Genomic DNA, 7,364 nt, shown 5'->3' on the forward strand with positions numbered 1-7,364 from the left:
GGGACGGGGCAAGTGCGGCGGCGGCCGCTTCGTCCGGGCGCCGGCGCTTGTTGACCGGCCGCTTCGCCGTCGGTGAACGTGGCTCGACGGCGTCACAGGCGCAGGGGAACCGAGGGGGGAACGACGTGGGACACACCGGCATGGACGGGGATGTGGTGGTCGCGGGCGCCGGGCCGACGGGCTTGATGCTCGCCTGCGAGCTGCGGCTGGCGGGCGCCGACGTGGTGGTGGTCGAGCGGCTGGCGCAGCGGTCGGACGAGTCGCGCGCCGGTGGGATCCACAGCCGCACCCTGGAGGTGCTGGACCAGCGCGGCATCCTCGACCGCTTCCTGGCGGAGGGCGAACCGCAGCCGGTGGGCCACTTCTCCGGCCTCTTCATCGACTTCGACGAGTCCGAGTCCAGGCACCCCTACCCGCTGATGATCCTGCAGTCCGCCATCGAGCGGCTGCTCGAGGAGTGGGCCGCCGAACTCGGCGTACGGGTGCGCAGGTCGTGCGAGGTGAGCGCGATCCACCAGGACGAGGCCGGCGTGACGGTCGGGCTGCGTACGCGGGAGGCGGCGCCCGGCAGGCTGCGCGCCCGCTACCTCGTGGGCTGCGACGGCGGGCGCAGCACGGTGCGCAAGCTGTCGGGCATCGACTTCCCCGGCACCGAGGCGACGATGACCGCGCTGATCGGCGACGTCGAACTCCCCGATCTGCCCGAGGACTACGTCTGGGTGCGGCGCACCCCGGGCGGCGACTACTCGGCGATCGCCTTCGAGCCGGGGTGGCACCGGGTGATCACGTCCGAGTTCGACCGCGCCCCGGAGCGGGGCGAACCCGTGACGTTCGACCGGTTGAGGGAGTCGTTGGTCAGGGTCGCGGGCACCGACTTCGGCATGCGCCGCCCCCGGTGGGTCTCCCGGTTCACCGACGCCGCGCGGCAGGCCGCCCGGTACCGCAAGGGCCGGGTGCTGCTCGCGGGCGACGCGGCGCACATCCACTTCCCCGCCGGCGGGCAGGGCCTCAACATGGGCGTGCAGGACGCGGTCAACCTCGGCTGGAAGCTCGCCTCGGTGGTGCGCGGCGACGCCCCGGAGAGCCTGCTGGACACCTACCACACCGAGCGCCACCCCGTCGCGGAGCGCGTCCTGCACAACACCCGGGCCCAGGCGGCCCTGATCCGCCCCGGCCCGCAGACGGACGCGCTGCGCGAGGTGTTCGCCTCCCTCATGGTGTTCGACGATGTCAACCGGTACCTGCGGCACATGCTCACCGCGCTGGACATCCGGTACCCGGCCGACGGCGACCATCCGCTGGAGGGCCGCCGGGTGCCGGACGCCGGCCTCAAGTCGCCCGACGGCGCCACCCGGGTGCACGAGCTGCTGCACGGCGCCCGACCCGTCCTGCTGGACCTGCACGGCGGTACCGGCGTGGCGGCCGCCGCCGAGGGGTGGACCGACCGCGTCGACCTCGTCGAGGCGCGCAGCGAGGACGACCACTGGCTGGTCCCGGCCGTCGGCGAGGTCCCCGCTCCGGCCGCGGTCCTCATCCGCCCCGACGGTCACGTCGCCTGGGCGGCCGCCGCCGACGACGCCGCGCCCGGCGCCCACGCCCTCGGCTCGGCCCTGACCACCTGGTTCGGTCCGGCCCGGCGGGGGTGAGCCGCCGCCCGGGCGGCATCGTTCACTCGACGGATGGCACGCATGTGGCGTCATCGGGCCTGACCGGGGCGCCATGCCTCGCCTCTCCGGACTCGGGAAAGCGCCTCACGCTGTCATAGCTCGGGGCGGCTTCCTCGTTCGTCCGCGAGCAGGCGAGTCCTTCGCGGGCATCGCGTCGGGGAAGGCGCCGCATGCGCTTGCGCGGGGCCGCCATGATGATGCCATGATGGCGTGATGGACCTCGCCCCCTATGTCGACTCCCTCCGCCGCGAACTCGCGGTGGCCGCCGAGGCCGGCGGAGACGATGCCCGTGAACTGGCCGAGCGGCTCACCGCCCCCCTGGAGTCGGTGACCCGGCTGACCCTGCTCAACGTGCTCTCCGCCGCGATGGACGAGATCACCCGTGAACTCGCCCCGGGATCGGTCGACGTGCGGTTGCGCGGGCTCGACCCCGACTTCGTGGTGACACCGGCGCCCACCGACGCTCCCGCGCAAGCGGCGGCGCCCACCGAGCCGTTCACGCCCCCGGCGCCGGCCGACGGCGACGAAGGCGGCACCGCGCGGATCAACCTGCGCCTGCCCACCCACCTCAAGACGCGCGTCGAGGAGGCCGCGAGCCGCGAGGGCCTGTCGGTCAACGCCTGGCTGGTGCGGGCCGTGTCGGCCACGGTCGACGCCGGCACCCGGCCGCGCACGCCGGAGAAGGCCCGGAGCGTCGGGCACAGCTTCACGGGCTGGGTGCGCTAGCCGCGGCCGGCCGCTCTCCCCACACCACTTTCCCTCACCGCGTCCCCGCCGGCGGGGACGCCCCGAGGACCCACGACGACGGGACAGCCATGCCTTCCTTCGACACCCCCGAGGCGATCTCGGTCACCGCCCACGTGTACGCCGGTTCCGTGCAGTTCGTCGCAGGCGAGCGCCTCGACACCGTCGTCGAGGTGCGGCCCCGCGACCCGAAGAAGGACCTGGACGTACGGGCGGCCGACCAGACCGAGATCACGTACGCGAGCGGCGCGCTGACGGTGCGGACGCCCAAGGCCGGCCTCCTCGGCCGCAGCGGCACCGTCGACGTCTCGGTGGAACTGCCCACGGGCTCGCACGTCGACGTGACCGGCGCCGCGGGCACCGTGCTCGGCGAGGGCCGGCTCGGCGAGGTCCGCGTGAGGACCACGGCCGGCGATGTCCGCCTCGACACCACCGGCCCCCTGCACCTGACCTCGTCGCACGGCTCGGTCAGCGTGGAGCGGGTCGAGGGCGCGGCCGAGATCACCAGCAGCACCGGCAACGTGCGCGTGGGCACCCTCGACGGCCCCGCCGTCCTGAAGAACTCGCACGGCACCACGACCGTCGGCGCCGTGACCGGTGAGCTGCGGGTGAACGGCGCGCACGGCGCCGTCGACATCGCCCGCGCCGAGGAGTCGGTCACCGGCACCACCACCCACGGCCACGTCCGCCTCTGCGACGTCGCGCGCGGGGACGTCCGGCTGGAGACCTCCAACGGCTCCATCGAGGTCGGTATCCGCGAGGGCACCGCCGCCTGGCTCGACGTCAGCTCCAACCGCGGGCACGTACGCAACGCGCTCGCCGCGTCCGAGGCGCCGGAGCGGAGCGAGGACACCGTCAGGGTCCGTGCACGGACCAACTGGGGCGACATCGACGTCCGCCGGGCCGCGTCCTAGCGGCCCGCCCTCGCCCGGACCGCCCGGGAGGGGACCCGGCCGTGGCGTCCCGCCCGGGCGGCGTGCGCGGCCGGCGGTCCTAGCCGGCCGTCCGCGTCCAGGTGACCGGCAGTTCGTGGACGCCGTAGATGTTCATGTCGGTCCTGAGCCTCACGGCGTCGGCGGGGACGGCGAGTTCGAGGGTCGGGAAGCGGCGCAGCAGGCCGGCGAGACCGGCGCGCAGCTCGACGCGGGCCAGTTGCTGGCCCAGGCACTGGTGGACGCCGTGGCCGAAGGACAGGTGGCCGCGGGCCGTGCGGTGGATGTCCAGGGTGTCGGGGTCGTCGAAGCGCCCGGGGTCGTGGTTGGCGGCGAGCAGGGAGAGCACGACGGTCGACCCCTTGCGGATCGTCTCGCCGTCGAGCTCGATGTCCTGCGTGGCGTACCGGTAGAAGATGTCGGCGACGGACAGGTAGCGCAGGAGTTCCTCGACGGCATCGGGCAGCAGCTCCGGGTCGGCGCGCAGTTCGGCCAGCCGCTCGGGGTGCTCCAGGAGCGCGAACGTGCCGAGGCCCAGCATGTTGGCGGTGGTCTCGTGGCCGGCGAGCAGCAGCAGGAAGGCGATGCCGGTCAGTTCCTCGACGGTGAGGTCGTCCTGGCGGGCCAGGTCGGACAGTACGTCCTCGCCGGGGGTGGCGCGCTTGCGCGTGACCAGTTCGGACAGGTAGGTGGTCAGGCCGGTGTAGGCGGCTGTCTTCTCCTCCAGCCCCACGTCCTTCTCCAGGAACGTGGCGGAGTGGGTCTGGAAGGTCTCCCGGTCCGCGTAGGGGACACCGAGCAGTTCGCAGATCACCAGCGAGGGCACCGGCAGCGCGAACTCCGCGACCAGGTCGACCGGCGGGGTCAGCCGCTCCATCGCGTCCAGTTGCCGCTCGGCGATGCCGACGATGTGCTCCTCGAGCAGCTTCATGCGCCTGACGGTGAAGGTGCCGGTGAGCCTGCGCCGCAGCCGGGTGTGGTCCGGCGGGTCCATGCTGATGAACAGGCCCGGTACCTGCGGGGACGGCTCGGTGGCGGCGGGCATGCCGGGGACCTCGTACGGCACGTGCAGGACGCCGATGTCCTGGCGGGAGCTGAACCGTGTGTCGGCCATGACCCGGCGGACCGACTCGTGGCCGGTGACCAGCCAGCCCTCGTGACCGTCGGGGAAGACCAGGGGGCTGACGGGCCGGGCGTCGCGGATCCGGGTGAGGAGGCGGGGCGGGCCGAAGGGGCCGGCGTCCCGCTCCATGGGCAGACCGTGCGGAAGGGGAACCGATCGGCTCATCGGTCGTCCTTTCGTGGGGGGACCCCACCATGGCACACGCCCCACACCACTGCGAGCCACTATGGCACCCATTGGCTCGAAATGACGCCATGCATGCGTCATGGTGACGCCATCGGCACTACGAGCATGCGGCCCCGGACAGCACGATGCCGCCCCGGCGGCGTGGGACGCGCCGAGGCGGCTCGGGAGGGGAGGGCGACCGGCCGGAGAGGGGACCGGCCGGGAGGGTCGGGGTCAGGCCCGTTTCTTGAACGTGGAGACCGCCCAGACGTAGCCGAGGACGGTGAACCCGACGCACCAGGCGACGGCCGCGATCGCGTCGCCGCTCGACGGGGTGCCCACCAGCAGACCGCGCAGCGTCTCGATGATCGGGGTGAAGGGCTGGTACTCCGCGAACTGCCGCACCCCGACGCCCATCGTGTCGGCGGGCACGAAGGCGCTGCTCAGGAACGGCAGCATGATCAGCGGCACGGACGCGAGGCCCGCGGACTCCGCGGTCTTCGCCGCCAGTCCGAGAGCGACGGTGAGCCAGCCGGCCGCGAAGCTCAGCAGCAGCACGACACCGATCACGCCGAGCCAGTCGAGGGCGCTCGCGGAGGGGTCGAACCCCATCGCGAAGGCCACCCCGACGATCGCGGCGCAGGCCACCAGGCAGCGCAGCGTGGTCACGACCACGTGCCCGGTCAGCACGGACCCCCGGGAGACGTCCATGACCTTGAACCGGTTGATGATGCCCTTGGTCATGTCGGAGTTCACGGCCGTCGCGGTGGCGCCGAGACCGTAGCTGACGGCCATCACCAGCAGCCCGGGAGTCGCGTAGTCGACGTAGTCGTCGCCGACGCTGAAGGCGCCGCCGAAGACCTTGACGAACATGAGCATGATGACGATGGGGAAGAGGACACCGTTGAACACCGCGACGGGGTTGCGCACGGCGTGCTTCAGGTTGCGGCGCAGCATGATCGACGAATCGGCCAGCGGCGACGAGGCGCGGCTCACTGTGCGATCCCCTCCTTGCTCGTGCTGTCGGTCAGGGTGAGGAAGACGTCGTCGAGGTCCGGCCGGTGCACCGAGAACTCCTGGGCGTCGACCGCGTGCGCGTCGAGCCGGTCCAGCAGGGCCCGCAGCGACCTGGTGTCGCCCTCGGACGGCACCCGCAGGGTCAGCTCCTCGTCGTCCCGCGTGGCCTCCGTCAGCACCCGCGCCGCCGCGTCGAGTTCGCCCGGGCCGGCGAACCGGAAACGGATGTGGGTGCCCGGGATCCGGCGCTTGAGCTCCTCGGGGGTGCCCTGGGCGACCAGGCGGCCCTGGTTCAGCACCGCGATCCGGTCGGCGAGCTGGTCGGCCTCCTCGAGGTACTGGGTGGTGAGGAAGATGGTGGTGCCCTCGGCGACCAGCTCGCGGACGATCCCCCACATCGTGCGGCGGCTGCGCGGGTCCAGGCCCGTCGTCGGCTCGTCGAGGAAGATGATCTGCGGGTTGCCGACCAGCGTCATCGCCAGGTCGAGCTTGCGGCGCATACCGCCGGAGTAGGTCCCGGCCGGCTTGTCCGCCGCCTCCACCAGGTCGAACCGCTCGAGCAGCCGCGCCACCACCTGCCCGCCGGAGGACACCCGCTTCAGGTCCGCCATCAACTGCAGGTTCTCCCGGCCCGAGAGGAGGTCGTCCACCGCGGCGAACTGGCCCGTCACACCGATGGCCGCACGCACCTGCCTGGTCGCGGTCGCCGCGTCGTGCCCGGCGATCCGCACCGTGCCGGCGTCGGCCTTCAGCAGCGTCGTCAGGACGTTGACGGTCGTCGTCTTGCCCGCACCGTTCGGGCCGAGCAGGGAGAAGATCGATCCTGCGGCGACATCGAGGTCGATGCCGTCGAGCACGACCTTGTCGCCGTAAGCCTTGCGCAGCCCCGAGACCGCGATAGCTGGACTTCTCATGGCTCCCACTGTCCTCTCCGGACTGTCACGCACCCGCCACACCGCTGACGTGGTGCTCGAGCGCCTCCGCCCGGGCGGACTGCGCCTCGATCACGTCCAGCACCTCCCGGCCGAGGTCGACCAGGTACATGTGGTCGCCCGGGAATTCCGTGTAGCTGAAGGCACCCGTGGTCGCGTCCTGCCACTGCCGGGCCTCCTCCGCGCTGACCAGGCCGTCGCGGTCGCCCCGCAGCGAGCAGATCGGCACCGACACCCTCGCGTCGGTGCTGGGGACGTAGTTCTCGTGCATCTCGCAGTCGGCCTGCAGCGTGGGGAGGATCAGCTCACGCATCTCGGGGTGATCGAGGGCCTCGTGCCTGAAGCCCGCGAACTCCTCGACCCGGGCGAGGAACTCCTCGTCCGGCAGGCCCGCCGCCCGCCTCTCGCGCTGGGTCCACGGGCCCGGCGAACCGCTGACGACGAGCCGTTCGACGTGGACCCCGCGTGCGCTCAGCAGATGCGTCAGCTCGTAGGCGAGCACCGCGCCCAGGCTGTGCCCGAACAGCACGGTCCGCGCGCCGTCGCCGAGGTCCGCGGCGATCCGGTCGATCTCGGTCCGGGCCGCTTCGGCGACGTTGCGGTACGGCGCCTCCAGGATGCGGCGCTCCCTGCCGGGCAGTTCGACCGAGGTCACGCGCCACCGGCCCGCGGCCTCCTTCTGCCACGGATGGAAGAAGGAGGGGCCCGCGCCCGCGAACGGCACGCACAGCAGCGTGGCCCGGTCCCCGTGCTCCTGCGAAGTGCTGGGTTCCATCACAACCGA

General features: G+C 72.7%; 7 protein-coding genes. 3 read left to right on the top strand and 4 right to left on the bottom strand.

Features of this window, described 5'->3' with window-relative positions:
• Positions 1-140 precede the first annotated feature (140 nt).
• The 3 genes from ACFYWG_RS00055 (at position 141) to ACFYWG_RS00065 (ending at position 3,325) form a co-directional block, all read left to right on the top strand.
• Complete coding sequence (locus ACFYWG_RS00055) at positions 141-1,646, top strand: FAD-dependent monooxygenase (protein WP_389199415.1); 1,506 nt, start codon at positions 141-143, stop codon at positions 1,644-1,646.
• A gap of 234 nt (positions 1,647-1,880) precedes the next feature.
• Positions 1,881-2,393, top strand: coding sequence for a hypothetical protein (locus ACFYWG_RS00060; RefSeq protein WP_389198094.1), 513 nt, complete (start codon positions 1,881-1,883; stop codon positions 2,391-2,393).
• Positions 2,394-2,482: 89 nt separating this feature from the next.
• On the top strand, positions 2,483-3,325 hold the full coding sequence (locus ACFYWG_RS00065) for a DUF4097 domain-containing protein (protein ID WP_389198096.1): 843 nt from the start codon (positions 2,483-2,485) through the stop codon (positions 3,323-3,325).
• Positions 3,326-3,404: 79 nt separating this feature from the next.
• On the opposite strand, the gene ACFYWG_RS00070 is transcribed toward ACFYWG_RS00065, so the two are convergent.
• The 4 genes from ACFYWG_RS00070 to ACFYWG_RS00085 all read right to left on the bottom strand — a co-directional run bounded on the left by ACFYWG_RS00070 (position 3,405) and on the right by ACFYWG_RS00085 (position 7,355).
• On the bottom strand, positions 3,405-4,631 hold the full coding sequence (locus ACFYWG_RS00070; protein WP_389198098.1) for a cytochrome P450: 1,227 nt from the start codon (positions 4,629-4,631) through the stop codon (positions 3,405-3,407).
• 234 nt (positions 4,632-4,865) lie between these two features.
• A complete protein-coding gene (locus ACFYWG_RS00075; RefSeq protein WP_389198100.1) occupies positions 4,866-5,627 on the bottom strand; it encodes an ABC transporter permease in 762 nt (253 codons plus the stop codon).
• The gene (locus tag ACFYWG_RS00080) at positions 5,624-6,562 is read right to left on the bottom strand and encodes an ATP-binding cassette domain-containing protein (RefSeq protein ID WP_389198102.1); all 939 of its coding nucleotides are present in this window, start codon (positions 6,560-6,562) and stop codon (positions 5,624-5,626) included. The genes ACFYWG_RS00075 and ACFYWG_RS00080 overlap by 4 nt, the downstream gene beginning before the upstream one ends.
• A gap of 25 nt (positions 6,563-6,587) precedes the next feature.
• Positions 6,588-7,355: a thioesterase II family protein gene (locus ACFYWG_RS00085; RefSeq protein WP_389198104.1), complete on the bottom strand. Its 768-nt coding sequence runs from the start codon at positions 7,353-7,355 to the stop codon at positions 6,588-6,590.
• Positions 7,356-7,364 lie beyond the last annotated feature (9 nt).

The sequence above is a fragment of the Streptomyces sp. NPDC003456 genome (assembly GCF_042878735.1).
GTDB lineage: Bacteria > Actinomycetota > Actinomycetes > Streptomycetales > Streptomycetaceae > Streptomyces.